Source organism: Williamsia sp. R60, assembly GCF_054063855.1.
This window is the reverse complement of sequence record NZ_JBSSGR010000001.1, coordinates 773537-795695: the sequence shown is the minus strand read 5'-3', so window position 1 is coordinate 795695 and position 22159 is coordinate 773537. Positions and strand designations below refer to the sequence as shown.

24 protein-coding genes are annotated in these 22159 nt (G+C 65.3%); 10 read left to right on the top strand and 14 right to left on the bottom strand.

The features are described from left to right. Positions 1 to 67 precede the first annotated feature (67 nt). The 3 genes from ACVWY6_RS03380 to ACVWY6_RS03370 all read right to left on the bottom strand — a co-directional run bounded on the left by ACVWY6_RS03380 (position 68) and on the right by ACVWY6_RS03370 (position 2188). Positions 68 to 694, bottom strand: a complete 627-nt coding sequence (locus ACVWY6_RS03380; RefSeq protein WP_457536164.1) for an FMN reductase — start codon at positions 692 to 694, stop codon at positions 68 to 70. Further along, positions 691 to 1809: an LLM class flavin-dependent oxidoreductase gene (locus ACVWY6_RS03375; RefSeq protein ID WP_457536162.1), complete on the bottom strand. Its 1119-nt coding sequence runs from the start codon at positions 1807 to 1809 to the stop codon at positions 691 to 693. The genes ACVWY6_RS03380 and ACVWY6_RS03375 overlap by 4 nt, the downstream gene beginning before the upstream one ends. 88 nt (positions 1810 to 1897) lie before the next feature. After that, positions 1898 to 2188, bottom strand: a complete 291-nt coding sequence (locus ACVWY6_RS03370) for a hypothetical protein (RefSeq protein ID WP_457536160.1) — start codon at positions 2186 to 2188, stop codon at positions 1898 to 1900. 196 nt (positions 2189 to 2384) lie between these two features. Here ACVWY6_RS03370 and ACVWY6_RS03365 point away from each other — a divergent pair, with 196 nt between their 5' ends. Then, entirely contained in the window at positions 2385 to 3236 is an 852-nt protein-coding gene (locus ACVWY6_RS03365) for a C39 family peptidase (protein WP_457536158.1), read from the top strand. A 150-nt stretch (positions 3237 to 3386) separates the two neighbouring features. Here the strand turns inward: ACVWY6_RS03365 and rpsQ are convergent, their stop codons facing one another. The 11 genes from rpsQ to rpsJ are packed head-to-tail and all read right to left on the bottom strand — an operon-like array spanning position 3387 to position 8718. Further along, entirely contained in the window at positions 3387 to 3680 is a 294-nt protein-coding gene (gene rpsQ, locus ACVWY6_RS03360) for a 30S ribosomal protein S17 (RefSeq protein WP_023956016.1), read from the bottom strand. After that, the gene (rpmC, locus tag ACVWY6_RS03355; RefSeq protein ID WP_023956018.1) at positions 3677 to 3919 is read right to left on the bottom strand and encodes a 50S ribosomal protein L29; all 243 of its coding nucleotides are present in this window, start codon (positions 3917 to 3919) and stop codon (positions 3677 to 3679) included. Before rpmC ends, rpsQ begins: the two co-directional genes overlap by 4 nt. After that, on the bottom strand, positions 3919 to 4335 hold the full coding sequence (gene rplP / locus ACVWY6_RS03350; protein WP_023956020.1) for a 50S ribosomal protein L16: 417 nt from the start codon (positions 4333 to 4335) through the stop codon (positions 3919 to 3921). The genes rpmC and rplP overlap by 1 nt, the downstream gene beginning before the upstream one ends. Before the next feature lie 3 nt (positions 4336 to 4338). Continuing rightward, complete coding sequence (rpsC, locus tag ACVWY6_RS03345) at positions 4339 to 5178, bottom strand: 30S ribosomal protein S3 (protein ID WP_023956022.1); 840 nt, start codon at positions 5176 to 5178, stop codon at positions 4339 to 4341. Beyond that, complete coding sequence (rplV, locus tag ACVWY6_RS03340) at positions 5178 to 5579, bottom strand: 50S ribosomal protein L22 (protein ID WP_023956024.1); 402 nt, start codon at positions 5577 to 5579, stop codon at positions 5178 to 5180. Before rplV ends, rpsC begins: the two co-directional genes overlap by 1 nt. Next, the gene (gene rpsS, locus ACVWY6_RS03335; RefSeq protein ID WP_030164768.1) at positions 5580 to 5861 is read right to left on the bottom strand and encodes a 30S ribosomal protein S19; all 282 of its coding nucleotides are present in this window, start codon (positions 5859 to 5861) and stop codon (positions 5580 to 5582) included. A gap of 17 nt (positions 5862 to 5878) precedes the next feature. After that, positions 5879 to 6715, bottom strand: a complete 837-nt coding sequence (gene rplB, locus ACVWY6_RS03330) for a 50S ribosomal protein L2 (RefSeq protein WP_023956030.1) — start codon at positions 6713 to 6715, stop codon at positions 5879 to 5881. A 43-nt stretch (positions 6716 to 6758) separates the two neighbouring features. Continuing rightward, positions 6759 to 7064, bottom strand: coding sequence for a 50S ribosomal protein L23 (gene rplW / locus ACVWY6_RS03325; RefSeq protein WP_023956032.1), 306 nt, complete (start codon positions 7062 to 7064; stop codon positions 6759 to 6761). Between the two features lie 5 nt (positions 7065 to 7069). Next, on the bottom strand, positions 7070 to 7741 hold the full coding sequence (gene rplD / locus ACVWY6_RS03320) for a 50S ribosomal protein L4 (protein ID WP_030164772.1): 672 nt from the start codon (positions 7739 to 7741) through the stop codon (positions 7070 to 7072). A gap of 3 nt (positions 7742 to 7744) precedes the next feature. Continuing rightward, the gene (gene rplC, locus ACVWY6_RS03315; protein WP_031331700.1) at positions 7745 to 8395 is read right to left on the bottom strand and encodes a 50S ribosomal protein L3; all 651 of its coding nucleotides are present in this window, start codon (positions 8393 to 8395) and stop codon (positions 7745 to 7747) included. Between the two features lie 17 nt (positions 8396 to 8412). Continuing rightward, positions 8413 to 8718, bottom strand: a complete 306-nt coding sequence (rpsJ, locus tag ACVWY6_RS03310; protein ID WP_003938093.1) for a 30S ribosomal protein S10 — start codon at positions 8716 to 8718, stop codon at positions 8413 to 8415. 557 nt (positions 8719 to 9275) lie between these two features. Between rpsJ and ACVWY6_RS03305 the strand changes: the two genes are divergently transcribed. The 9 genes from ACVWY6_RS03305 (at position 9276) to ACVWY6_RS03265 (ending at position 22146) form a co-directional block, all read left to right on the top strand. Continuing rightward, the gene (locus tag ACVWY6_RS03305; protein ID WP_457536152.1) at positions 9276 to 10019 is read left to right on the top strand and encodes a response regulator transcription factor; all 744 of its coding nucleotides are present in this window, start codon (positions 9276 to 9278) and stop codon (positions 10017 to 10019) included. Further along, positions 10019 to 11008, top strand: coding sequence for a HAMP domain-containing sensor histidine kinase (locus ACVWY6_RS03300; protein ID WP_457536151.1), 990 nt, complete (start codon positions 10019 to 10021; stop codon positions 11006 to 11008). Before ACVWY6_RS03305 ends, ACVWY6_RS03300 begins: the two co-directional genes overlap by 1 nt. A 78-nt stretch (positions 11009 to 11086) precedes the next feature. Next, positions 11087 to 12607 carry a DUF4153 domain-containing protein gene (locus tag ACVWY6_RS03295; protein WP_457536150.1) on the top strand — a complete coding sequence of 507 codons (1521 nt, stop codon included), beginning with the start codon at positions 11087 to 11089 and terminating at the stop codon, positions 12605 to 12607. A gap of 24 nt (positions 12608 to 12631) precedes the next feature. Further along, positions 12632 to 13126, top strand: a complete 495-nt coding sequence (locus ACVWY6_RS03290; protein ID WP_062798891.1) for a hotdog fold domain-containing protein — start codon at positions 12632 to 12634, stop codon at positions 13124 to 13126. A 68-nt stretch (positions 13127 to 13194) separates the two neighbouring features. Next, the gene (locus ACVWY6_RS03285) at positions 13195 to 15831 is read left to right on the top strand and encodes a glutamate--cysteine ligase (protein ID WP_457536148.1); all 2637 of its coding nucleotides are present in this window, start codon (positions 13195 to 13197) and stop codon (positions 15829 to 15831) included. Between the two features lie 3 nt (positions 15832 to 15834). Further along, positions 15835 to 17640, top strand: coding sequence for an N-acetylglutaminylglutamine amidotransferase (locus ACVWY6_RS03280; protein WP_457536147.1), 1806 nt, complete (start codon positions 15835 to 15837; stop codon positions 17638 to 17640). A gap of 89 nt (positions 17641 to 17729) precedes the next feature. Further along, a complete protein-coding gene (locus tag ACVWY6_RS03275) occupies positions 17730 to 19652 on the top strand; it encodes an alpha/beta hydrolase family protein (protein WP_457536870.1) in 1923 nt (640 codons plus the stop codon). A gap of 21 nt (positions 19653 to 19673) precedes the next feature. Beyond that, the gene (locus ACVWY6_RS03270) at positions 19674 to 20399 is read left to right on the top strand and encodes a GntR family transcriptional regulator (protein ID WP_457536145.1); all 726 of its coding nucleotides are present in this window, start codon (positions 19674 to 19676) and stop codon (positions 20397 to 20399) included. Positions 20400 to 20583: 184 nt separating this feature from the next. After that, a complete protein-coding gene (locus ACVWY6_RS03265; RefSeq protein WP_457536143.1) occupies positions 20584 to 22146 on the top strand; it encodes an NCS1 family nucleobase:cation symporter-1 in 1563 nt (520 codons plus the stop codon). Positions 22147 to 22159: the final 13 nt, after the last annotated feature.

Here is a 22159-nt window from a genome sequence, read left to right as displayed (position 1 = left end):
AGCGCCCCCGGCAGTGGTGCCGGGGGCGCTGATGCCAGGGAAATGTGTCCGTGGGCCGATCGCGCGATCAGTTGGGTTGGTGGAAGGACTCCCCCAGCAGCCGAGCAAAGTTGGCGATCCCGGCTTCGTCATCGTCAACCGGCGATGGCGTCGGACGGGTGCCGCCCAACAGCGCCACCAATTCTCCGGCGGCACGATCCACCCGGTCGGCAAGCGTGGCGGTGTCCCCGGAGGTACCCGCCCAATCCTCGGACGCGGCATATACACCGGTCGGGACCACCACAGCGCGCAGATACGAGAACATCGGCCGCACAGCGTGATCGAGCACCATCGAGTGTCGCGGACTACCACCGGTGGCAGCGATCAGCACCGGCTTACCGGCAAAACTGTTCTTGTCGATGATGTCGAAGAACGACTTGAACAATCCGCTGTAGGACGCGTTGAACACCGGCGTCGCTGCGATGACGGCATCGGATTCGACAACAGCCTTCACCGCGGGACCCGCAGCACCCACCGGGAATCCGGCGATCATGCTCCGGGCGATGTCGACCGCGATCTCCCGCAGATCAACGGTCTCGACCACAATCGAATCACGTTGCGCCTGCACCGAAGCGGCGAGCCTGTCGGCGAGTAGCCGAGTCGACGACGGTTCACCGGCCCCGGCACTCACGACCACCACACGAGTCGGATTCATCGGCTGATCGCCTCCGCCTCGGCCGTGTCCGCCTCGGTGACCGCAGCGCTTCGTGCAGCCACCAGCGATGCATGGGTGGGCGCGTCCGGAACATCTGAGGGGCGCCCCTCGGCGAATCCCGCCCGCAGTTGCGGCAGCACCTCCCCGAGTTGATCGAGTTGTTCAAGAACGGTTTTCAGCGGCAGTCCGGCATGGTCGACCAGGAACAGTTGGCGCTGGTAGTCGCCGAAGTGTTCACGGAAGCTCAGCGTCTTGTCCACGAACTGCTGTGGGCTGCCGACGGTGAGTGGTGTGTCCTCAGTGAACTCCTCGAGCGAGGGGCCATGGCCGTAGACCGGCGCGTTGTCGAAGTACGGCCGGAACTCGTTGACCGCATCCTGCGACTTGGGGCGGATGAAGAACTGTCCGCCCAGTCCCACGATGGCCTGAGACGCTGTGCCGTGGCCGTAGTGCTCGTAACGCTCGCGGTAGAAACCGATCAGCTGCTGGAAGTGCTCCTTGGGCCAGAAGATGTGGTTAGCGAAGAAGCCGTCCCCGTAATAGGCGGCCTGCTCGGCGATCTCCGGGCTACGGATCGACCCGTGCCAGACGAATGGCGCGACGCCGTCGAGCGGTCGCGGCGTGGAGGTGAACGAGGTGAGCGGCGTACGGAACTTGCCCTGCCAGTCCACCACCTCTTCGGTCCAGAGTCGGTGCAGCAGATGGTAGTTCTCGATGGCGAGCGGGATGCCCTGACGGATGTCCTTGCCGAACCACGGATAGACCGGGCCCGTGTTGCCGCGGCCCAGCATCAGATCGACACGACCGTCGGCCAGGTGCTGCAACATCGCGAAGTCCTCGGCGATCTTCACCGGGTCGTTGGTGGTGATCAGTGTGGTCGACGTCGACAGCTGCAGAGTCTTGGTCTGGGCTGCGATGTAACCGAGCATCGTTGTGGGAGACGAGGGCACGAACGGCTTGTTGTGGTGCTCGCCGGTGGCGAAAACGTCGAGCCCGACGTCTTCCGCCTTCTTGGCGATCGCGACCATGGCCTTGATCCGGTCGTTCTCGGTGGGTTCGACACCGGTGGTGGGGTCGACGGTGACATCGCCGACGGTGAAGATTCCGAACTGCATGGCTACCTCCTCGGTAGAAGCTACGATCATCATAACCGGACCGTGGTCCGAATTATTTCGTCGCGCCGGCCGAGGCGCCGAGCGGTTGTCACAGAACAACCGGGACCCAGAAGCCGAAGAACCAGAAGCCCCAACCACGCTTGTATCGGTCGTAGGCGGGGGTGACCTCCTGCCCGCGGAAGGTGAATGTCGCAAGATCCGGGCGTTTGACCGCGCCCGGGGACGATGAGGTCGTCCGGTTGGGGCCGTCCTGCGTCGTTGTTGATGATGTCGCCGACGGCGCTGCTGTCGCCTCGGCCACTGCCCCACCGAGTCCCAGCGAGGCCAGGCCGATTGCCCCCGTTGCGACCGTCCGCGTGAACGCCTTCTTGACCTGCATGTTGTCCTCCCTTCCTGAAGCCCGACCTGTTCTGCCCGGGCCGACTCCTCACAAGGTAGAAACGCGAACTCGCAGAACTCTGGCACCTGGCTGTGAGCTTCCTGGACGCCCGAGAAATCCGGGTTCGCTCATCACGGGAACATTCGGGCCCTGACGCCGATCCAATCGATATCGGATCTGATCGAAGGGAACAGCCATGGGTGAAGGCGATGCCGAATACAGCGCGCAGGACAGCTCGACAGCGTCGGCGGCCGACGACTCCGGCGCACTGGACGAACTCGAGACGGTGCTGAGCGAACTGTGGCCCGATCAGGATGCGGCTCCGCCGGACGAGCCCGCAGAACCGTCTGACGGGGTCGGCGGCGGCGACGCCGACGAATACTCCGAACACTGGTTCCAGCAAGCCGTGAACGGCACCTGCGTGCCGGCGAGTGTTGCCCAGATCGTCGCGGAGTACACCGGCGAAGACATCCAGAGCGAAGACGCCTTTGTCGAGATGGCCCAGGACAACGGCTACTTCCTCGACGGCGAGATCGAGAACGGCATGCCCATCTACGCCGCGGCAGACCTGCTCGAACAGAACGGCATCCCGGCCACCGTCGAGACGGGCACGATGGACGACCTCGCGACAGCTCTGGACGAGGGCCGCGGCGTCATGCTGTACGTCGACTCCGGCGAGTACTGGGGTCCGGAGCAGGAGGAGCGCGACGAAGCCACGGGTCGCGACCAGGGAGGCGATCACTGTGTGGTGATCAGCGAGATCGACACCGACAAAGGTGTGGTCTACCTCAGCGACCCAGGACATCCCGACGGCGACCGCATGGAAGTCCCACTCGACGAATTCGAGGAGGCATGGGGCGAAGCCGACAACACGATGATCGTGTGCGACGAACCCTCACCCAATGCCGGTGTGTCCGAGGACGACCCCACACGGGATCCGCTTCTCGACGACCTCGATGCCGACGAGACACCTGGGCTCTCCAACGTCATCGACTGGCTCACCGATCGCCCGTGGAACCTGCTGCCGGTGGTGATCGGCGGCAAGTAGCTCGCGCCCGCCACCAACAACGTCCCCGTCGACATGTACGGAGGGCACTATGCCCCCGGCACACGGTCACGGGAACGTTGTCGGTGAACAAGCAACCAAAAGCGGCCCGCCCCAACAGAGGGACGGGCCGCTTTCGTGAAACTGCTTGGCTTACTTGGCCTTCTCGAGGACCTCGACCAGACGCCAGCGCTTGGTGGCACTGGTCGGGCGGGTCTCCATCAGGCGAACGCGGTCGCCGATGCCGGCGGTCTCGTTCTCGTCGTGAGCCTTGACCTTGCTGGTGGTGCGGATGATCTTGCCGTAAAGCGGGTGCTTCACACGATCTTCCAGCTCGACCACGATGGTCTTCTGCATCTTGTCCGAGACGACGTACCCGATCCGCTCTTTGCGGCGTGCACGCTCCTCGGTGGTGGACGTTTCAGTCACTTTTTGGTCCTCGCTCATGCGTCGTCACCGCTCTCGGCTTCGGGTCCTGAGGCCAGGCCGAGCTCGCGCTCCCGCATGACGGTGTACACGCGCGCGATCTCGCGACGCACGGTACGCAGCCGGCGGTTGTTGTCGAGCTGACCGGTGGCCATCTGGAACCGAAGGTTGAACAGCTCTTCCTTCGACTCACGCAAACGTTCGACCAGTTCTTCGTCACTGAGCTCGCGGAGCTCGGCGGCGGCGATTCCGACAGACATCAGAACTGCTCCTCCCTGGTCACGATGCGGGTCTTGATCGGGAGCTTGTGCTGCGCGCGACGCAGGGCCTCGCGAGCGGTCTCCTCATTGGGGTAGCTCATCTCGAACAGCACGCGACCCGGCTTGACCGGCGCGACCCACCACTCGGGCGAACCCTTACCGGAACCCATGCGGGTCTCGGCGGGCTTCTTCGTCAACGGGCGGTCGGGGAAGATGTTGATCCACACCTTGCCGCCACGCTTGATGTGCCGGTTGATCGCGATACGAGCTGACTCGATCTGACGGTTGGTGATGTACGCGCTCTCCAGTGCCTGGATGCCGTAGTCACCGAACGTCACCTTGGTGCCGCCCTTGGCCTGACCTTTCAGGCTGGGGTGGTGCTGCTTGCGGTGTTTGACCCGACGAGGGATCAACATGCCTCAGCCCTCCTGGTTCTCGGCCTGCGCGGGGGCAGGCGTTGTCGCTGGAGCGTCGACAGCCGCAGGCGCATCTGCGGTCGCGGTAGCCGCGCGTCCAGCTTCGGTGCTGGTCGCTGTGGTACCCGACGAACCGCTCCGCTTCGGGCGGGCCGGACGACGCGGACGACGATCTTCAGCCGGAGCAGCCGACGAGGACAGAGCCTCGCGCTTGCCACCGACGATGTCGCCCTTGTAGATCCACACCTTCACGCCGATACGGCCGAAGGTTGTCTTGGCCTCGTAGAGGCCGTAGTCGATGTCTGCGCGCAGCGTGTGCAGCGGCACCCGACCTTCGCGGTAGAACTCGCTGCGGCTCATCTCCGCACCGCCGAGGCGACCCGAGCACTGGACCCGGATTCCCTTGACGTTGGGCTGACGCATGGCCGACTGGATGGCCTTACGCATCGCCCGGCGGAAAGCCACGCGGTTGCTGAGCTGCTCGGCGACACCCTGTGCCACCAGCTGAGCTTCCGACTCGGCGTTCTTGACCTCGAGGATGTTCAGCTGGACCTGCTTGCCGGTCAGCTTCTCCAGGTCGCCACGGATCCGGTCGGCCTCGGCGCCGCGGCGACCGATGACGATGCCCGGACGGGCGGTGTGGATGTCGACGCGAACCCGGTCACGGGTGCGCTCGATCTCCACCTTGGCGATGCCGGCGCGCTCGAGGCCGGTGGCCAGGAGCTTGCGGATGGCGACATCCTCTTTGACGTATTCCGCATACTGCTTGTCTGCGTACCACCGGGACTTCCAGTCCGTGGTGATACCGAGACGGAAGCCATGCGGGTTGATCTTCTGGCCCACTACTGAGCTCCCTTCCGGCGATTGCGGCCGGCGGCCGCGTCGCTCCTGGCGATGCTTTCCACCACGACGGTGATGTGGCTGGTCCGCTTACGGATCCGGAAGGCACGCCCCTGGGCGCGCGGACGGAACCGCTTCATGGTCGGACCCTCGTCGGCGAACGCCTGCGACACCACGAGGGTGCGACGGTCGAGGTCGAGGTTGTTCTCCGCGTTGGCCACGGCGCTGGCGAGCACCTTGGCGACCGGCTCGCTCGCAGCCTGGGGCGCGAACTGCAGGATGTCGAGGGCCTCGTCCACGTTCTTGCCGCGGACCAGGTCGATGACACGACGCGCCTTCATCGGCGTGACACGCACGAACTTCGCGGTCGCCTTGGCGGTCGGATTGGTTGTTTCAGTACTCATCTACCGACGCTTCGCTTTCCGGTCGTCTTTGATGTGTCCCTTGAAGGTGCGCGTCGGCGCGAACTCGCCGAGCTTGTGACCGACCATGGACTCCGAGACGAACACCGGTACATGCTTGCGGCCGTCGTGGACGGCGAAGGTGTGACCGATGAAGTCCGGAATGATGGTGGACCGACGGGACCAGGTCTTGATGACCTGCTTGGTGCCCTTTTCGTTCTGAACGTCGACCTTGCTCAACAGGTGGTCGTCGACGAAGGGGCCCTTCTTGAGGCTGCGTGGCATTCTCTAACTCCCTCCTGTTATCGCTTGTTCTTGCCGGTGCGCCGGCGACGGACGATCAGCTTGTCGCTGGCCTTGTTCTTGCGGGTACGGCCCTCGGGCTTACCCCACGGGCTGACCGGGTGGCGACCACCGGAGGTCTTGCCCTCGCCGCCACCGTGCGGGTGGTCGACCGGGTTCATCACGACACCACGGACGGTCGGGCGCTTGCCCTTCCAACGCATACGGCCGGCCTTGCCCCAGTTGATGTTGCTCTGCTCGGCGTTGCCGACCTCGCCGACGGTGGCGCGGCAGCGCACGTCGACACGACGGATTTCACCGGAAGGCATACGCAGCGTGGCGTAGGGGCCTTCCTTACCGAGCAACTGGATCGAGGCACCGGCGCTACGAGCCATCTTGGCGCCGCCACCGGGACGCAGCTCCACAGCGTGGATCTGAGTACCGGTCGGGATGTTGCGCATCGGGAGGTTGTTGCCCGGCTTGATGTCGGCGGTCGGACCGCTTTCCACCACGTCGTGCTGCTTGAGTCCCTTGGGCGCGATGATGTACCGCTTCTCACCGTCGACGTAGTGCAGCAACGCGATCCGCGCAGTGCGGTTCGGGTCGTACTCGATGTGAGCGACCTTGGCGTTGATGCCGTCCTTGTCGTGGCGACGGAAGTCGATCAGACGGTAGGCACGCTTGTGGCCACCACCCTTGTGACGGGTTGTGATGCGGCCGTGGGCGTTTCGTCCACCGCGACCATGCAGCGGACGAACCAGCGACTTCTCCGGGGTGTCACGAGTGACTTCGGAGAAGTCCGCGCCGGAAGCGCCACGACGACCGGGGGTCGTCGGCTTGTACTTACGAATAGCCATGAGTCTTCTTGTCCTCTACTTCTTCGGTGGAGTCCGAGCGGCGTCAGCCGACCGGGCCTCCGAAGATCTCGATGGGCTTGCTGTCTGCGGTCAGTGTCACGATCGCGCGCTTGGTGTCCTTGCGCTTGCCGTAGCCGAAGCGGGTGCGCTTGCGCTTGCCCTGACGGTTGGCGGTGTTCACGCTCGAGACCTGCACGCCGAAGATCTCTTCGATGGCGATCTTGATCTGGGTCTTGTTCGACTCCGGATGCACGAAGAACGTGTACACGTTGTCCTCGATCAGCCCGTAGGACTTCTCGGAGATGACCGGCGCCAGGATGATGTCGCGGGGGTTTGCCTGAACTGTCATGTTTCTCAGGCCTCCTTCTCATCTTTTTTGGCGCCGTCGATGAAGACGCCGAGTGCCTCACGGCTGAACACGACCTCGTCGGCATCGAGCACGTCGTAGGTGTTCAGCTGGTCGGGTGCGATGGGCAGAACATGCTGCAGGTTCTGCACGCTCTTCCATGCCGCGACGTCTTCACGTCCGACGACCAACAGGAACTTGCGGCGATCCGACAGTTCCGCGAGGAACTGACGAGCCGTCTTGGTCGACGGATCCTGTCCGGCGACCAATTCGGTGATCACGTGGATGCGCTCGTTGCGGGCCCGGTCCGAGAGGGCTCCGCGCAGGGCGGCGGCCTTCATCTTCTTGGGGGTGCGCTGGCTGTAGTCACGCGGCTGTGGTCCGTGAACGGTGCCACCACCGACGAACTGCGGCGCCCGGGTCGAACCCTGACGAGCCCGGCCGGTTCCCTTCTGGCGGTACGGCTTTGCGCCACCACCGCGAACCTCGGCACGAGTCTTGGTGGAGTGCGTGCCCTGACGGGCGGCACCCTGCTGCGCGACGACGACCTGGTGCATCAGCGAGATGTTCGCCGGAGCATCGAAGATTTCGGCCGGCAACTCGACGGTGCCGTCGGTCTTGCCACCGAAGGCCTTCACGTCGACCGTGCGGGTCTGCTGCTTTTCAGTGTTGACACTCATCGGCTACGCACCGCCCTTCATTGCGTCACGAACGATGACAACAGCGCCCTTGCGACCGGGAATTGCTCCCTTGATCAGCAGCAGGCCTGATTCGGCATCCACCTTGTGAACCTTGAGGTTCTGAGTGGTGACCTTGTCGTTGCCCATCCGGCCGGCCATCCGCATGCCCTTGAACACGCGACCGGGAGTGGCGCAACCGCCGATGGATCCCGGCGAGCGGTGCACGCGGTGCACGCCGTGGCTGGCGCCCAGGCCCTTGAAGCCGTGGCGCTTCATGACACCGGCGAAGCCCTTGCCCTTGGAGGTCCCGGTCACGTCGACCAGTGCTCCGTCGGCGAAGATCTCGGCGGTCAGTTCCTGTCCGACGGTGTAGTCGGACACGTCGTGGACGCGGATCTCGGTCAGGTGCCTGCGCGGGGTGACCCCGGCCTTGGCGAACTGACCGGCGACAGGCTTGGTGACCTTGCGCGGGTCGATGGCACCGTAGGCGAGCTGCACGGCGGTGTAACCGTCGGTCTCTTCGGTGCGGATCTGGGTGACCACGTTGGGTCCGGCCTTGACGACGGTCACCGGGATCACCCGGTTGTCTTCGTCGAAGACCTGGGTCATCCCGAGCTTCGTGCCCAGGATTCCCTTCACATTTCTTTGAGTCATCTGATGATTCCCGCCACTCACTGGATGTTGACGTCGACGCTCGCCGGCAGATCGATGCGCATCAAGGCGTCAACGGTCTTCGGCGTCGGGTCGAGGATGTCGATCAGTCGCTTGTGTGTACGCATCTCGAAATGCTCGCGCGAGTCCTTGTACTTGTGCGGCGAGCGGATGACGCAATACACGTTCTTTTCGGTGGGCAACGGCACAGGGCCGACCACACGTGCACCCGTACGGGTCACGGTCTCCACGATCTTGCGCGCCGACGCGTCGATCGCCTCATGGTCGTAGGCCTTGAGCCGGATGCGGATCTTTTGTCCCGCCACGCTGTGTCCTCTTCCGTCAATTTCGGCTGCACAGATGAACACCTCGAACGACGCAACTGTGTAGTCGCATCCCCGTGACCAGAACCTTGCGGTGGTGATCGACGCTGTTCATCTGTCGTTGTTCAGTGCCTGCTTCCGCAGGCCCGTCCGGTCCACGCAGTCGGGCGTGTCGCAATCGCTACACATACCTCTGCGCATGCGCAGAACCCGTGGTGCCGGTGTGCGTCCAGGTGGACGCGGGTCGTACTTGCTTGTTGTGCACCACAACGGAAGCTCGAACCAGTTCGTGACCGCTTAGTTCGTCCGGTGATGCTCTCTGATCGACGGGGGCCTGTTACCTGGTCTGAACGTTCGCACGCTCAGACGACAGACATACAGGGCCGCGCTGCCGATCAAGGCAACCCGACAAGTATGCAATAGATCCGGCCCAGGTCCAAATTGCCCCGGCCCAGGTCACGACCCTGCCGTCACGACCGCGCATTCTCCGCACAAAACCTTCGCAGACTCTTCACAACATCTGCGCAGGGTGCGGACATCGGAGCACTACCGTCGCAGTCATGACCCCACACCCGCAGACGCCATCGGTGCTGGTCGTCGACGACGAGCCACTGATCCGTCAGTCGATCGCGGACCGCCTTGGCGCGGAGGGCTTCGCGGTGACCACGGCCGACTCGGGGCCTGCTGCCATCGACGCTCATCGCAGCACCAATCCGGACGCGGTGATCCTCGATCTGATGCTTCCTGGGATGGACGGCCTCGAGGTCTGCCGGCGCATCCAGGCACATTCGGCGACCCCGGTACTGATGCTCACCGCCCGCTCCGGCGAGACCGACCTCGTCATCGGACTGGGAGTGGGCGCCGACGACTACCTGGCCAAGCCGTTCTCGATGCGCGAGCTCGTGGCGCGCACCCGCGCCCTGCTCCGACGTGCCGAACGCTACGGCCCGTTCACCGACTCTGCGGCCGAGCCCGCGGCGCCGGATCCGGCCGACGAGGCGAGGGACGGTCTGCGCATCGACGAGACCGCCCGGCAGGTGACGGTCGAAGGGCAAGAGGTACATCTCACCCGCACCGAGTTCGACCTCCTGGCGTTCCTGCTCCGCCACCCCGGCGCCGTGCTCAGTCGGGAACAGTTGCTCGACGCGGTCTGGCACTGGCCCGCCGCCGGAGAGACCCGCACGGTCGACAGCCACATCCGTTCCCTCCGCAAGAAGGTGGGTTCTTCTCGGATCCGGACCGTGCACGGCATCGGCTACGCGCTCGAGGTCCGCGCGGCGCCGGGAACCGAGGGACCGCCGTGATGCTGCCCCGGCCGCTGGACCCGCTGCACTCGTTCAAGTTCAAGACAGCGGTTGTGGTCGGTTGCGCACTGTTCACCTCCAGCGTGTCGTTCTGGATCACCGCGCAGTGGCAGTTCCGGTACGCCTTGCTGATGGCACTGCTCGTCGCGATCGTTGTCACGTTTGTGCTCGCCCACGGGATGACGTCTCCGCTGCGCGAGATGACGGGGGCGGTGCGCCGGATGTCCCGCGGCGACTACACCGCCCGCGTCCGAGCGACGTCCCGCGATGAGATCGGTACGCTGGCAACGGCTTTCAATCAGATGGCCGATGACCTCGCCGGCGAGGACCGCTATCGCCGCGAAGTCATCGGAAATGTCGCCCACGAGCTGCGGACACCGGTCGCCGCTTTGCACGCAGTGCTGGAGAACATGGTCGACGGCGTGCGGACGCCGGACCAGGAGACCCTAGAACTGGCGCTCTCGCAAACGGACCGGCTGGGACGGCTGATCACCGAGTTGCTGGACCTGTCCCGGATCGAAGGCGGGGTCGCCCAACTCGACCACCAGCGCATCGACCTCGCATACTTCGCCGAGACCGCCGTCGCCGAATGCCGGCTCCGCTCACCGGGCGACATCTCGTTTGCGATCGACGTCGCGGCGGCGCTCCACGTCCACGCCGACGAGGGCCGTCTGCACCAGGTGCTCGCCAATCTCCTCGACAACGCGGCCCGCCACTCCCCGCCCGGCGGCGTCGTGGAGGTCAGCGCCTGGCCGGAGGGCGAGATAGTTGTCATCGACGTGGCCGACCAGGGCCCGGGTATCGCGCCCGCCGAGCGACTGCGCATCTTCGAGCGGTTCAGTCGAGGCGGATCACGCGACGGCGGAACAGGTCTGGGTCTGGCCATCGCCCAGTGGGTGATCACACTGCACGCCGGCGACATCGGTGTGGTCGACGACCCTGAGGGATGCCGGATCAGGATCCGTCTACCGCTCGTGCCCGCCGACTGACGACTGCTCGAACGCGCACACCACTGCCGCAGATCGCGGCACCATTTTGATCCATCGTCTCCGAGAGGTGCTACACCCATGCCCAAAACCGACAGTTCGGATGCTCCGCAGGCTTACCAATCGGTGGTGCTGACCAAGGAACCGGCCAAGGTCCGCCGGGTCACCCTCTCCACGTCGTTACCTGGGTCCGCGCCTGCGAAAGTCGTTGCGGCAGTTGCTGTCACCACGGTACTGGCGATGGCGTTGGTGCCGACCGACGCGATCGGGATCGGCATCGCACTGACCGGCCTCGTTGTGCTGGCAGCCGTCTTCGCCGCGTCGCCCGAGCGGCCCACCGTGCCCGAGCTGATCACCGCCACCGGCATCGTTGCACTACTACTCGTCTCGGGATGGCGCAGCGCCGGATGGCTGGCCGCAGTCTGCACGGCCATCGCGATCCTGGCCACGGGGACGCTGGTTGTCGGCGCCCGGACCATTCGCGAGATGGCCGCCGCCGTCGTCGCGCCGATCGTCGCCCTCGTCCCGACCGCCGCATGGTTGGGGCGCGGGATCGCCGACGGCGCACGGGACCGTCCGGTGAAGAACCTGGGAGCCATCCTCCAGGTGGCAGTGGTGACAGTGGTGCTCCTGGTGGTGTTCGGCGCCCTGTTCGCCGGCGCCGACGCGACGTTCGAGTCGTTGCTGAGCACTGTGTTGCCGGACGTCGGCGACACCGAGGTGGGCCCCGGTGTTGTCCTCGGTCTTGTCATCGGAGGAGCCACCGCAATCGGGATCTACCTGCGCTACGCCCGACCACGTCTGGCGGACCGGTCGCCGCGCACGTCGGCCGAACCGTGGATGTGGGCAGTTCCCACCGGCACCGTGCTCGTCTTGTACATCGCCTTCCTGATCACCCAGGCACGGGCGATGTTCGGCGGTGACGACTACGTGCAGGAGACGGCGGGACTGACCTACGCGGACTACGCGCGCACCGGATTCTGGCAGCTCTTCGCCGTCACGGCCTTGACCATCCTGGTGGTGTCGATCGCCTGGCAACGCGCGGACCGCAGCACGCCTGCCGGGCGGGTACTGACGCGGACGATCCTCGGTGGACTCTGCATCGCGGCGCTTGCCGTCGTGGCTTCGGCGTTGCACCGGATGGACCTCTATATGGACACCTTCGGAGCCACCCGGCTGCGCGTCGGTGTGATGGCGACAGAGCTGTGGCTCGGAGCCGTCCTCGTCGCCCTGATCATTGCCGGCGCCGGCCTCGGCACCCGCCAATTGCCAAGGGCTCTAGGGTTTCTCACCATGGTTGCCGCATTGTCGTTCGCGGCCTACAACCCGGACGAACGAATCGCCCAGGCCAACGTCGACCGCTTCGAACGAACCGGCAAGGTCGATCTGATCTATCTGGCGAACCTGTCCCCCGATGCCACCGAAGCGCTGCTGGGACTGCCCGTCGACCTTCAAGAGTGCGTCCTGCGTGGCGTCGGGCGCGACCTCGCGGACGAACACGGACCCACGGCATTCAATATGGGACGACACGAGGCGCGCGAAGCACTCGACGGCCGCGAGCCAGGTTCTGCCGCTGCCCCGGTCAGCTGCGCGCCGCGCTAACTTACTCGCCGGTAAGATGCCGTCATGACTTCTTCCGTCCAGCCCCCTCGAAGCAGCCCCACCCACCGTTTCCGTCAGAAGCTCCCCGCCGGCCGGCTGGGCTCGGTGCTGTTCTCGATCGGGATGTGTGTGCGGGTCCCCTACTTCGCGACCATCCTCCCGTTCGTGAAGACGATGGAACCCGGCAGATGCGAGGTCGTCGCGCCGAAGTGGTTCGGCGTCCACAACCACCTCGGTACGTTCCACGCCATCGCGGCGTGCAATCTCGCCGAGGTCGCGATGGGAATGCTGATGGAGGCCACCGTGCCCAGCACGCACCGCTGGATCCCGAAGGGGATGGAGAGTCGCTACCTCGCCAAGGCCACCACCGGTCTGCATGCGGTCGCGACGCTGTCCGAACCGGTCGACTTCGCGGCATTGACCGGGGGATGCGAGGTGCCGGTGGACATCACGATCACCGACCGCGACGGCGTCGAAGTGGTCCACTGCACCATCACCACCTGGGTGACGCCGTCATGAACCTCGGGTGACCAGTTCCGGCGTTCCGTCGCCGTGCCGACTGCCGAATTTGGTCTTAGGCTTCTCAAATGAACGGTCAGCCGAGAAATATCGGGGTGGAAGAGGAATTCCACCTCGTTGATCTCCGCACCCGCCGGTTGACTCCACGGGCGCCTGAACTGCTCGAGGCCCTGCCGCATACGGGCGGCTACGTGGAGGAATTGCAACGCTGTGTCATCGAGGTGAACAGTGCTGTGTTCAGCAGGCTCTCGTCGTTGCGTGATGATCTGCGTGAGCATCGTGCGGTCTTGGCGGACACGGCCCGCGAACTCGGGATCGGGGTGGTTGCCGCGGGCGCCATGCCACTGGCGGTCCCCACCGAATTACAGGTCACCGAGACCCCGCGCTACCGCCAGATGCTGGCCGACTACCAACTCCTGGCCCGGGAACAGCTCATCTGCGGAACCCAGGTCCACGTCGATGTCGCTGATCGCGACCAGGCAGTTCAGGTTGCGTGGCGACTGTCGCCACATGTGCCGACCTTGCTGGCGCTGTCCGCGAGTTCACCGTTCTGGGCCGACGGCACCGACACCGGCTATGCCAGCTCACGCACACTCGTCTGGCAACGGTGGCCCACCACCGGCCCATTTCTCCGTCTCGATTCCGCCGCTCACTACGACGCAGAGATCCAACGCCTGATCGACACCGGGGTCATCACCGACCCGGGAATGGTCTATTACGACGTGCGGCCCTCGGCGAGGCAGCCGACACTGGAACTCCGGGTCTGCGACAGCTGTCCCTCCGTCGACACCGTCGCGCTCGTCGCCGGCCTGTTCCGGGCATTGGTGCAGCACGAGATCACGGCCATGGCCCACGGCGAACCCGGCGTCGAGGTGTCGCCCACGATCTATCGGGCTGCGTTGTGGCAGGCTGCGCGGTCGGGCTTGGAGGCAGACCTCGTCGACATGGTCGCCGCCAAACCGCGTCCGGCCGAGGACATGGTGCGCGAACTGGCGTCGATGCTGCGGCCGGAACTGGAGTCCTGCGGCGACTGGGAGACCGTCACCGAGCTCATCGACCAGGCGATCGGTGTCGGCAGTTCGTCGGCCAGGCAACGACGTGCGCTGCGGCGGCGTGGACATCTGTCGGACGTGGTGGACAGTCTGCTCACCGAGACCGCCGGCGCTGCCCCACCCCCGCCGACCGTCGCCGACCCCGCCAACCCGATGCTCCACAGCTACAACACCCGCCACGACAATCCACAACCCGACCTCTACGACGAGGTGTTCGACGCCGACGGTCGGGTACGGGGCGCCTACCGCGGGGTCATCGACACGCTGACAACCCTGGGCCCGGTGACCCTGCGCAATCGGCAACATCACATGGAGAGCGAGCAGAGCGCGGGTGGGATGACCTTCCGGGTCAGCGGCCAGGACCGGGCACAGATCTTCTCACTCGACGCGGTGCCGCGGATCATCGAGGCCGGCACCTGGGAGCGGGTGTCGAAGGGGCTGCGCCAGCGCGCCCTCGCCCTCAACGCGTTCCTCCTGGACGTCTACGGCGACCAGGAGATCATCTCCGAGGGCGTCATCCCGCCTGAGATCCTGGACCGGGCCCCTGGGTACCGAAGCGCAGGCAATGCCCCACGGTGGCAACGGGTTCGGACGCACATCTGCGGGACCGATCTGGTGTCGACCGGACCGGGCGAGTTCTGTGTCCTGGAGGACAACCTGCGGGTGCCCTCGGGCGTCGCCTACGCGATCTCCAACCGCGCTTTGATGACGCGGTTCCTCGGCGAGATCAGGTGTCACGACGAGATCCTGCCGGTCGACACCATGCCGCAGATGATCGACGAGACGCTGGGCGCCGCGCGTCCACCACGCGGCGATCCCAACGGCGCGATCGTGGTCCTGAGCGCCGGGTGGGAGGACTCGGCGTGGTTCGAGCACACGATGATCGCCGAACGCGCCGGGCTGGCCGTGGTGGACACCGGCGACCTTCGTGGTGACGGTAACCGGATCGTGGCGCGGATCCACGGCAAGGACGTGCCCCTCAGCGTCATCTACGCCCGCATGGACGAGGACATGCTGCTCTCGTCGACAGGATCCGATGGTGCTCCCCTGCGGCACCCGTTCCTCCGGGCGCTCGGAGCCGGAACGCTCGCGATCGCCAACGCGCTCGGCAACGGGATCGCCGACGACAAGGCCGTGTACGCATTCGTCCCGGCGATGATCCGGTACTACCTGGGTGAGGAGCCGGCCATCGACCAGATCCCCACCTGGCTGTGTGCCGAGCGCGATCAGCGCGACCACGTGCTCTCCCGCCTGGACGAGATGGTCGTGAAACCGATCGACGGCCTCGGCGGCTCAGGGGTGATGATCGGGCCCGAGGCCACCGAACAGGAGCTGGCCGAGCGGCGCAAAGACCTGATCGGACACCCGGAAAGGTTTGTCGCACAAGACGTTGTCCGGTTGTCCACCCACCCGACATTCGACGGTCAGGGGCTCTACCCACACCACGTGGACCTACGTGCGTTCGTTCACCTACGGGCCGACGGGGACGGCAACGTCTCGGCCCACATGGCGCCCGCGGCCCTCACCAGGGTCGCCCCCTCGGGCAGCATGATCGTCAACTCTTCCCGTGGCGGAGGCGGCAAAGACACGTGGATCCTCAGCGGATCGTCGCGGGACCATGCCTGCCCGCAGACCCCAACCGAGAGGCGGTAGCGCATGTGCGGCATCAGCGGGGAGATCACCTGGGGCGGCGAACGGCCCGATCTCGCGGCCGTCGCAGCCATGACCGAGACGATGACCGCCCGCGGACCCGACGGCGAGGGCGCCTACCTCCACCGCAACGTGGCCCTCGGACACCGGCGACTGGAGATCATCGACCTGTCCGGCCGAGGTGCACAACCCATGGTCGACACCGCTCTGGGTTTGTCGCTGGTGTTCAACGGCTGCATCTACAACTATCGCGAGCTGCGCGATGAACTCGCGGGCCACGGCTATTCCTTCTTCTCGACCGCCGACAGTGAGGTGATCCTCAAGGCGTTCCACCGCTGGGGCGCCGACTGCGTCCAGCATTTCAAGGGCATGTTCGCGTTCGCGATCGTCAACACCGACACCGGTGAGCTGACGCTGGCCCGCGACCGCCTCGGCATCAAACCCCTGTACATCAGCGAGACGACGTCGCGGCTGCGCTTCGCATCGTCCATCCCGGCACTGCTGCGCGCCGGTGGCGTCGACACCTCGATCGACCGCGTCGCGTTGCACCACTACTTCACGTTCCATTCGGTGGTGCCCGCGCCGCACACCATGTATGCCGGTGTCCGCAAGTTGCCGCCCGCCACGGTCCGCACCATCAGGGCCGACGGCACCTCCACCGAGAAGCGTTACTGGGAGCCGGTTTTCGAGCCTCATCCCGATCGCCTGAATTGGGAAGAGGCGCAATGGGGCGAAGCCCTGCTCGACTCCCTGCGGGTCGCGGTACGCCGACGGATGGTCGCCGACGTCCCGGTCGGCGTGCTGCTCTCGGGCGGTATCGACTCGTCCCTGGTCGTCGCGCTGCTCGCCGAGCAGGGTCAGCGCGACCTCGCGACGTTCAGCATCGGGTTCGACTCGGCCGGTGGAGAATCCGGTGACGAATACGAGTACTCCGACCTCATCGCGAGCACGTTCAAAACCGACCATCACAAGATCCACATCGGCACCGACCGTCTGCTCCCCGCCATTGCGGGCACCGTCGCGGCGATGAGCGAGCCGATGGTCAGCCACGACTGTGTGGCGTTCTACCTGTTGTCCCAGGAGGTCAGCAAGTCGATCAAGGTGGTGCAGTCGGGACAGGGCGCCGACGAGATCCTCGGCGGCTACGACTGGTATCCGCCCCTGGAGAACACTCCGCGCGAAGATGTCACGAAGGCATACGCCTCGGTGTTCTTCGACCGTTCGCACCACGAGCTGAACATGTTGTTGCGCAGCGACTATCGCCTGGACCATGACCCCAGTTGGCAGTTCGCCGCCGAGCACCAGAACGCGCCTGGTGCCGCCACCGCCGTCGACGCTGCCCTACGACTCGACACCACCGTGATGCTGGTGGACGACCCCGTCAAACGCGTCGACTCGATGACCATGGCGTGGGGTCTGGAAGGTCGCGTTCCTTTCCTCGATCACGAGTTCGTCGAACTCGCGGCCACGTGCCCACCGGGGCTCAAACTCGCGCACGGCGGCAAAGGGGTACTCAAGGAGGCCAGCCGCGCCCTGCTGCCTGCTGAGGTCATCGACCGCACGAAGGGTTATTTCCCCGTCCCTGGCATCCGCCACCTGGACGGTGGAGTCCTCGACCTGGTCAACGACACCTTGCGCGCCGAGTCGGCGCGTCGCCGCGCGTTGTACGAAGACGATGCCATCGCCGCACTGCTGGCCGCCCCGAATCGGACTCGCACCACCCTGGGCTCGAACGCGCTGTGGCAGGTCGCCATGCTGGAGATGTGGCTACAAAGCATGGAGTCGATGACAGGCGCGCCGGGGTCGAGGTGACGCCGGCGGTCACAGGCAGCTCTGCGCAGCGCACGTCGGCATCGACGACCTCGGACAACACCCGCCAGCGCCACAGCTACGGTGCGTCGGTGTCGCCGGGAGGAAAGGCGCTCGCCTACATCCTGGACGACGGCACCGGGTACCCGCGGGCTGTGCAGCGATCTCTCAGCAGGGCGGGCGCCGGACCGCTGCGGATGGTCGATCTGCCGTGCACCGGGCCGGTACGCAAACTGATCCACTCCGCGGACGGGCACTGGCTGGCGTGCGAGGTCGCGCCCGGAGGCGGCGAACACCATCAGGTGTGGGTGGTGACCACCGATCCCCACGACACCGCCGCCCACCGGGTGGCTGCCGCCGACGACTACGCGACGGTCGAGCTGATCGGTTGGGACGTGAACCGGGTGCAGCTCACCGCAACCGAGGCCGACGGAACCGCCCACGCTCTCATCGCCGATCCCCTGTCGCAGTACGTCATCGACCTCGACGCCCGGGTGGGTGGGCACTTGGTCGATTCGTGGAAGGACGCCGCCCTGCTGCGGGTCGGACCACGCGGTTATCGCGACATGTTGCTGCTGCGCCGAGACAACCGGCGTTCGGCGCAGTCCGATCCGCACGCCACGACCATCACCCCTCTGCTCCCCAACGACACCGGGGCGACGTCCGACCAGGGGGTGATCCTCGACCAGGGCTACCAGCACTCGTCCCTGCTCTTCCCCGGCCTCGGCCTGCCGAAGCTTCACAAGGACCTCGACAGCGTGCAGGCCCTGGTGCGCAGCGACTTCGACGCCAAGTTCCCCCGACTGCTCGGTATCGAGTCCGCGCGGGAGGGTATCCGGTTCGCGGTCATCGCCGAGCGGCCGGACTGCGGTTTGGACGAGTTCGCACTCAGCTACGACCAGAGCACCCTGGCCATCCTGTGGAACAACAAGGGGCGCAGCGAGTTGCAGGTGATGACACTGCCCGACCGCACGCTGCACCCACCGATCGAGTTGCCCGGTGCGGTTGTCAGTGAATTGTCGATCAGTACAACGGGTTCCCTGATCGCGATGACCGTGCAGGGTCCCGACCTCCCTCCCGAGGTGGGTCTGGTGAACTGGCGTGAGGCCCACTGGACTCCCCTTGACCATCCCAATGCCATCGCCGACAGCACCACAGATCGCCGCGGGGCAAACCAGCCCGACCACGTCGAGTTCTTCGCCCGCGACGGGATGCCGTTGTCGGGCTGGCTCTATCACCCCGACGAATCGGCGTCCCGGGCCGCTCGTGCGCGGCGGGCGGGCCAGGGTGGGGGCTCCGGCGCCCAACCGGCGCTCATCTACTTCCACGGCGGACCCGAAGCCCAGGCCCGGCCCGACTACAGCTTCCTGTTCCCCGCCCTGCTCGAGGCAGGCATCACCGTCCTCGCGGCGAACGTGCGTGGCTCGGGAGGATCCGGCCGTCTGTTCGCCCACGCCGACGACCGGTACGGCAGATATGCCGGGATCAACGATGCCGCGGACTGCGCGGCGTTCCTCGTCCGCGAAGGGTATGCCGACCCCGGCCGGATCGCTTGTGCGGGAAGATCGTACGGCGGATACCTGACGTTGGCATGCCTGACCTTCCACGCCGAGACGTTTGCGGCCGGCGTGGCGATCTGCGGGATGAGCGACCTTCAGTCGTTCTACGAGAACACCGAACCATGGATCGCGGTGGCCGCCTACACGAAATACGGACATCCGGACGCCGACCGGGAACTGTTGCGCGACCTGTCGCCCATCCATCGCATCTCCGAACTACGTGCGCCGCTGCTGGTGATCCACGGCCGACACGACACCAACGTCCCGGTCAGTGAATCCGAGCAGGTCGTCGAGTCCGCTCGCGCACACGGGCAGAAGGCCGATCTGATCCTCTTCCCCGACGAGGGGCACGAGATCGTGAAACGGGACAATCAGCGTGTGCTCACCGAGGCCCTGAGAGACTGGGTGCTCGACGCATTCGCCACACCCGGCTCATCCGGCATCGGTAGCCGCTAGCCACCCGTCACAGAGGAAACCGTGTCCACACACCAGTCGCAGCCACCGTTGGTCTCGTACCTGAGCGGCGAGCGCTCGGGGTCCGCGCAGGCAAGTGTTCTGGGCGATCTGCGGCGGGTGATCCTCGACGGCAGTGCGGCGCCCGGTACCGCCATCCCGGTCGGTGAGGTGGCAGATCTCTTCGGCATCAGCGCGATCCCGGTGCGTGAGGCGCTCAAGACCTTGATCGGCGAAGGCCTGGTGGGCCATCAGACCGGCGGGGGTTACTTCGTCGCGCAGCTCACCCTCACCGAGTTGAAAGAGATCTACTTCGTCCGGGGTGTCCTCGAGCAGGCCGCCTTGAGCCGAGCATGCGAGCTGGCCACCGACGACGACCTGGACCGCGCGCGCAGACAGCACGAAGCACTGCAGGAAGCGACCATCGCCGGCAACAGGCGCGCGTACCACGTGCATTCGCGTCTGTTCCATCGCGCACTCGCGGCGCCGTGCGGCATGCTTCGCCTGCTCAACATGTTCGACTCCACATGGGACATCACCGAACCGTTCCAGGTGATGCAGCGGGCGACCGGGCCCACCCAGCTGCAACTGCACAGCGACCACGAGAAGATGATCGACGCCATGGCCAGGCGTGACGCCGGCGACTTGATCTCGATCGCACAGGCCCACCATCGCCGGCTCGAATCGGTGATCATCGAGACCGCCGCCGAGCTGAACGTGGCTCGTGAGGATCAGCCACCGGTTCGCTGATTCGCCCACAATTCGCGCTCTACCAGAGCGTTTCTGGCCGGTGCTCGCAGAATATATCGCATTCCCTGGCGTTGTCCCGGCCGATTTGTCACGTACGTAATCAGGGTGCAATACAACGAACTTAAGTTTTTCTCAGCCGCACAGGAACTCCGAAACGGTTCGAAACGACTCGAGGATGCCGCCCATGACAAACGTCAAGACTCCAGGTTCTGAACCCGAGATACCGACCAATCACAACAATGCAGCGGGCGAGAGCGTCATCAAGCTCGGTTACGACCAGCGCCTCACCAATGAGGACCTCGCGCCACTGCGCCACCAGACGTGGACCTGGTACAACATCTTCGCGTTCTGGATGTCCGATGTGCACAGCGTCGGCGGATATGTCTTCGCGGGCAGCCTCTTTGCGCTGGGCATCGCCGCCTGGCAGGTCTTGGTCGCCCTGGTGATCGGCATCGTGATCGTCAATCTGCTCTGCAATCTCGTCGCCAAACCATCCCAGCAGGCGGGTGTGCCGTACCCGGTGACGACCCGCGTCGCCTTCGGTGTCCGCGGCGCCAACATCCCGGCCATCATCCGTGGTCTGATCGCAGTGGCCTGGTACGGGATCCAGACCTATCTCGCCTCGGTGGCGTTCGGTCTCCTCGCTCTCAAGTTCTGGCCGTCACTCGAGAAGTACAGCGAGAGCGGCGACATGGCCTTCCTCGGTCTGTCACCGCTCGGCTGGGCCGGCTTCATGCTCATGTGGGTCCTGCAGGCGATCGTCTTCTGGAACGGCATGGAGACCATCCGTAAGTTCATCGACTTCTGCGGGCCCGCGGTCTACGTGGTCATGGTCATCCTCGCCGGTTACCTCATCTGGAAGGCAGGCTGGGACAACGTCAGTTTCGATCTGTCGGTCGGCCCCAGCAAAACCGGGTGGGCATCCATCACCGCTCTGATCAGTGCCATCGCCCTTGTGGTGTCGTACTTCTCGGGCCCGATGCTCAACTTCGGCGACTTCTCCCGCTACGGCAAGTCCTACAGCGAGGTCAAGAAGGGCAACTTCTGGGGACTGCCGGTCAACTTCTTGTTCTTCTCGATCCTGGTGGTGTGCACGGTGTCCGCGGGCGCCACGGTGATCGGTACGGACGAGGCGGGCAACATCATCACCGATCCGGTGCACATCGTCGACAAGATCGACAACACCACTGCTGCCGTCCTGGGTGTCCTGACATTCGCCATCGCGACCATCGGGATCAACATCGTCGCCAACTTCGTCGCCCCCGCATTCGACTTCTCGAATGTGGCACCGACCAAGATCACCTGGCGCGCCGGCGGAATGATCGCGGCGGTCGGTTCCATCCTCATCACCCCGTGGAACCTGTACAACAATCCCGACGCCATCCACTACACACTCGACACGCTGGGTGCGGTCATCGGGCCACTGTTCGGGATCCTGATCGCCGATTTCTACCTCATCAAGAAACAGAAGATCGAGGTCGACGACCTGTTCACGATGAACGAGAACTCGATGTACTACTTCCGCGGCGGCGTGAACCCGGTTGCGGTGGTGGCGACCATCGTCGCGGCGCTGGTTCCCATCGGCGTGGTCATCTGGGGCACCAGCTACCAGGCCAGCTTCACCTGGTTCATCGGTGCGGCAATCGGATTCGTCATCTACATGCTGGGTATGAAGTTGCTTCCCACCGAGCTGATCTATGGCACCCGGACCCGGACCGCCGAGCCGTCCGAGGCGCCGGTCATCTGACCGGATCAACCCG

Bases quoted from the DNA above. Each gene is read 5' to 3' on its own strand.
- rplD (WP_030164772.1), bottom strand. From the start codon at position 7,741: ATGAGTGTCAACACTGAAAAGCAGCAGACCCGCACGGTCGACGTGAAG.
- rplP (WP_023956020.1), bottom strand. From the start codon at position 4,335: ATGTTGATCCCTCGTCGGGTCAAACACCGCAAGCAGCACCACCCCAGC.
- ACVWY6_RS03265 (WP_457536143.1), top strand. From the start codon at position 20,584: ATGACAAACGTCAAGACTCCAGGTTCTGAACCCGAGATACCGACCAAT.
- ACVWY6_RS03280 (WP_457536147.1), top strand. From the start codon at position 15,835: ATGTGCGGCATCAGCGGGGAGATCACCTGGGGCGGCGAACGGCCCGAT.
- ACVWY6_RS03380 (WP_457536164.1), bottom strand. From the start codon at position 694: ATGAATCCGACTCGTGTGGTGGTCGTGAGTGCCGGGGCCGGTGAACCG.
- rpsS (WP_030164768.1), bottom strand. From the start codon at position 5,861: ATGCCACGCAGCCTCAAGAAGGGCCCCTTCGTCGACGACCACCTGTTG.
- ACVWY6_RS03290 (WP_062798891.1), top strand. From the start codon at position 12,632: ATGACTTCTTCCGTCCAGCCCCCTCGAAGCAGCCCCACCCACCGTTTC.
- rplW (WP_023956032.1), bottom strand. From the start codon at position 7,064: ATGACAGTTCAGGCAAACCCCCGCGACATCATCCTGGCGCCGGTCATC.
- ACVWY6_RS03365 (WP_457536158.1), top strand. From the start codon at position 2,385: ATGGGTGAAGGCGATGCCGAATACAGCGCGCAGGACAGCTCGACAGCG.
- rplC (WP_031331700.1), bottom strand. From the start codon at position 8,395: ATGACTCAAAGAAATGTGAAGGGAATCCTGGGCACGAAGCTCGGGATG.
- ACVWY6_RS03300 (WP_457536151.1), top strand. From the start codon at position 10,019: ATGCTGCCCCGGCCGCTGGACCCGCTGCACTCGTTCAAGTTCAAGACA.
- rplB (WP_023956030.1), bottom strand. From the start codon at position 6,715: ATGGCTATTCGTAAGTACAAGCCGACGACCCCCGGTCGTCGTGGCGCT.
- ACVWY6_RS03285 (WP_457536148.1), top strand. From the start codon at position 13,195: ATGAACGGTCAGCCGAGAAATATCGGGGTGGAAGAGGAATTCCACCTC.
- rplV (WP_023956024.1), bottom strand. From the start codon at position 5,579: ATGAGTACTGAAACAACCAATCCGACCGCCAAGGCGACCGCGAAGTTC.
- rpmC (WP_023956018.1), bottom strand. From the start codon at position 3,919: ATGTCTGTCGGAATCGCCGCCGCCGAGCTCCGCGAGCTCAGTGACGAA.
- ACVWY6_RS03295 (WP_457536150.1), top strand. From the start codon at position 11,087: ATGCCCAAAACCGACAGTTCGGATGCTCCGCAGGCTTACCAATCGGTG.
- ACVWY6_RS03305 (WP_457536152.1), top strand. From the start codon at position 9,276: ATGACCCCACACCCGCAGACGCCATCGGTGCTGGTCGTCGACGACGAG.
- rpsQ (WP_023956016.1), bottom strand. From the start codon at position 3,680: ATGAGCGAGGACCAAAAAGTGACTGAAACGTCCACCACCGAGGAGCGT.
- ACVWY6_RS03375 (WP_457536162.1), bottom strand. From the start codon at position 1,809: ATGCAGTTCGGAATCTTCACCGTCGGCGATGTCACCGTCGACCCCACC.
- ACVWY6_RS03370 (WP_457536160.1), bottom strand. From the start codon at position 2,188: ATGCAGGTCAAGAAGGCGTTCACGCGGACGGTCGCAACGGGGGCAATC.